The sequence below is a fragment of the Nioella sediminis genome (genome assembly GCF_001879695.1).
GTDB lineage: Bacteria > Pseudomonadota > Alphaproteobacteria > Rhodobacterales > Rhodobacteraceae > Nioella > Nioella sediminis.
This window is the reverse complement of the sequence record NZ_MNBL01000188.1, coordinates 1-3,713: the sequence shown is the minus strand read 5'-3', so window position 1 is coordinate 3,713 and position 3,713 is coordinate 1. Positions and strand designations below refer to the sequence as shown.

General features: G+C 54.0%; 1 tRNA gene and 2 rRNA genes. All 3 read left to right on the top strand.

From position 1 onward, the window contains the following. Positions 1 to 443: 443 nt before the first annotated feature. A 23S ribosomal RNA gene (locus BKY26_RS19695) occupies positions 444 to 3,271 on the top strand. 133 nt (positions 3,272 to 3,404) lie between these two features. Further along, positions 3,405 to 3,519 (top strand): 5S ribosomal RNA (gene rrf, locus BKY26_RS19690). Positions 3,520 to 3,593: 74 nt separating this feature from the next. Then, a tRNA-Met gene (locus BKY26_RS19685) sits at positions 3,594 to 3,670 on the top strand. Positions 3,671 to 3,713 lie beyond the last annotated feature (43 nt).

The window sequence follows — 3,713 nt, the reverse complement described above, 5'->3', positions numbered from 1 at the left end:
TTAGCTCAGCTGGGAGAGCGCCTGATTTGCATTCAGGAGGTCAGGAGTTCGATCCTCCTAGGCTCCACCAAGCTTCCTGCGCAGCAGGGAGCGTAGATCCGGCAGCACATCCGCAAGGATGTGTGAGAGGATCGCCTCCCCCTTGGTTTGACTGCTGAACAGTTTGCGAACTGCTCTGCTGTCCAACCGGACAATTGACATCGTTTAGAGAGATACAAACATCAGTTTGCTTTGCTGATCTGGCAAGTGGGTCAGGTCATGGGGTTCGACCCCAAAGGCAAAGCTAACTAATCCAAGTCAAGTACACTAACCAGGCGATCCGCATGGATTGCCAAATGTTCCCCTTTGCGAACCAGCGGGGGGAGCGGGATAGTAACTGCTTTTGATCTGGTGTCCCTGTCTCGGGGACATCCTTGGGAAGAAGCCTGTCTTCTTCTGGATCAAATCAAGCGCGAAAAGGGCGTTTGGTGGATGCCTTGGCAGTAAGAGGCGATGAAGGACGTGATACTCTGCGATAAGCTGGGGGGAGCCGAGAATAGGCTTTGATCCCCGGATCTCCGAATGGGGCAACCCACCTGACAGTTTGATATTGTCACCCTTGGTGATCAATATCTTGCTGAACCAGGTACTTGTTGACTGAATACATAGGTCTTCAAGAGCAAACCCGGGGAACTGAAACATCTAAGTACCCGGAGGAAAGGAAATCAATATGATACTCCCCTAGTAGCGGCGAGCGAACGGGGACCAGCCAAGCCTTGAGAGTGACCAGAATGATCTGGAAAGATCAGCCATAGCGGGTGACAGCCCCGTATGGGAAGCTCGATGGGATGTATTAAGTAGGGCGGGACACGTGAAATCCTGTCTGAAGATCGGAGGACCACCTTCGAAGGCTAAGTACTCCTTACTGACCGATAGCGAACCAGTACCGTGAGGGAAAGGTGAAAAGCACCCCGACGAGGGGAGTGAAACAGTACCTGAAACCGAACGCCTACAAGCAGTCGGAGGCTCCTTGAGAGCTGACGGCGTACCTTTTGTATAATGGGTCATCGACTTGGTCTATCTAGCAAGCTTAAGCCGTTAGGTGTAGGCGCAGCGAAAGCGAGTCTTAATAGGGCGCATGAGTTAGATGGATCAGACCCGAAACCGAGTGATCTAGGCATGATCAGGATGAAGGTAAGGTAACACTTACTGGAGGTCCGAACCCACACCTGTTGAAAAAGGTCGGGATGAATTGTGCCTAGGGGTGAAAGGCCAATCAAACTCGGAGATAGCTGGTTCTCCGCGAAATCTATTTAGGTAGAGCGTCATCCGAATACCCCGGGGGGTAGAGCACTGGATGGGTAATGGGGCCCCACAGGCTTACTGATCCTAACCAAACTCCGAATACCCGGGAGTACTAGATGGCAGACACACGGCGGATGCTAACGTCCGTCGTGGAGAGGGAAACAACCCTGACCTCCAGCTAAGGCCCCTAATTCATGGCTAAGTGGGAAAGCAGGTGGGACGACCAAAACAACCAGGAGGTTGGCTTAGAAGCAGCCATCCTTTAAAGATAGCGTAACAGCTCACTGGTCTAAACAAGTTGTCCTGCGGCGAAGATGTAACGGGGCTCAAGCCATGAGCCGAAGCTGAGGATGCACATAGTGCATGGTAGCGGAGCGTAGTGTGAATAAACCCATTCCTCCTTAGCGTCTTCGGGCGCATTGGAGGACCGGGTTTTACTGTGAAGCCGGCGCGTGAGCGATCCGGTGGAGTGATCACTAGCGAGAATGATGACATGAGTAGCGACAAACAGGGTGAGAGACCCTGTCGCCGAAAGTCCAAGGGTTCCTGCTTAAAGCTAATCTGAGCAGGGTAAGCCGACCCCTAAGGCGAGGCCGAAAGGCGTAGTCGATGGGAACCAGGTTAATATTCCTGGGCCAGGAGGATGTGACGGATCTGAGCCGTTGTTCACACTTATCGGATTGTGTGGGCAGCCAACAGGTTCCTGGAAATAGCCCTCCATGAGATCGTACCCTAAACCGACACAGGTGGACTGGTAGAGAATACCAAGGCGCTTGAGAGAACGATGTTGAAGGAACTCGGCAAAATACCTCCGTAAGTTCGCGAGAAGGAGGCCCGGTTCCAAGGCAACTTGGAGCTGGGGGCACAAACCAGGGGGTGGCGACTGTTTACTAAAAACACAGGGCTCTGCGAAGTCGCAAGACGACGTATAGGGTCTGACGCCTGCCCGGTGCCTGAAGGTTAAAAGGAGGGGTGCAAGCTCCGAATTGAAGCCCAGGTAAACGGCGGCCGTAACTATAACGGTCCTAAGGTAGCGAAATTCCTTGTCGGGTAAGTTCCGACCTGCACGAATGGCGTAACGACTTCCCCGCTGTCTCCAACATCGACTCAGCGAAATTGAATTGCCTGTCAAGATGCAGGCTTCCCGCGGTTAGACGGAAAGACCCCGTGCACCTTTACTACAGCTTCGCACTGGCTTCAGGCACAGCATGTGCAGGATAGGTGGTAGGCTTCGAAGCAGGGACGCCAGTCCCTGTGGAGCCTCCCTTGAGATACCACCCTTGCTCTGCTTGAAGTCTAACCGCGGCCCGTTATCCGGGTCCGGGACCCTGCGTGGTGGGTAGTTTGACTGGGGCGGTCGCCTCCTAAAGCGTAACGGAGGCGCGCGAAGGTTGGCTCAGAGCGGTCGGAAATCGCTCGTTGAGTGCAATGGCAGAAGCCAGCCTGACTGCGAGACTGACAAGTCGAGCAGAGTCGAAAGACGGCCATAGTGATCCGGTGGTCCCGAGTGGAAGGGCCATCGCTCAACGGATAAAAGGTACGCCGGGGATAACAGGCTGATGGTGCCCAAGAGTCCATATCGACGGCACCGTTTGGCACCTCGATGTCGGCTCATCTCATCCTGGGGCTGGAGCAGGTCCCAAGGGTACGGCTGTTCGCCGTTTAAAGAGGTACGTGAGCTGGGTTTAGAACGTCGTGAGACAGTTCGGTCCCTATCTGCCGTGGGTGTAGGATACTTGAGAGGAGTTGCCCCTAGTACGAGAGGACCGGGGTGAACGATCCACTGGTGGACCTGTTGTGGCGCCAGCCGCAGTGCAGGGTAGCTATGATCGGAAAGGATAACCGCTGAAGGCATCTAAGCGGGAAGCCCCCCTCAAAACAAGGTATCCCTGAGGGCCGAGGTAGACCACCTCGTCGATAGGCCGGAGATGTAAGCGCAGCAATGCGTTCAGTTGACCGGTACTAATGGCCCGATAGGCTTGATTTGATCCAGTAGAAGCCAGACTTCATGGCCCTACAATCAATCAAAAGCAGAAACTACACCAACACAGTCACTTGACCTGGATGAAGATGTTTGACCCTTTCCCCAATCAAAGGGGAAAAAGGGTTTGCTTGTTCGGTTTGGTGGTCATAGCGCGAGTGAAACACCCGATCCCATCCCGAACTCGGCCGTTAAGCACCGTTGCGCCGATGGTACTGCGTCTCAAGACGTGGGAGAGTAGGTCACCGCCAAACCTAACAAGCAAACCCAAATCTCTCAAAAACGATAACACACAAAGCCCAGATCAAAACAATATCCGGGCAAGTGGCGCGGGGTGGAGCAGCCCGGTAGCTCGTCAGGCTCATAACCTGAAGGTCGTAGGTTCAAATCCTACCCCCGCAACCAAAATACACACAAGATCAATACGTTACACGACGCCCAAGGGCGG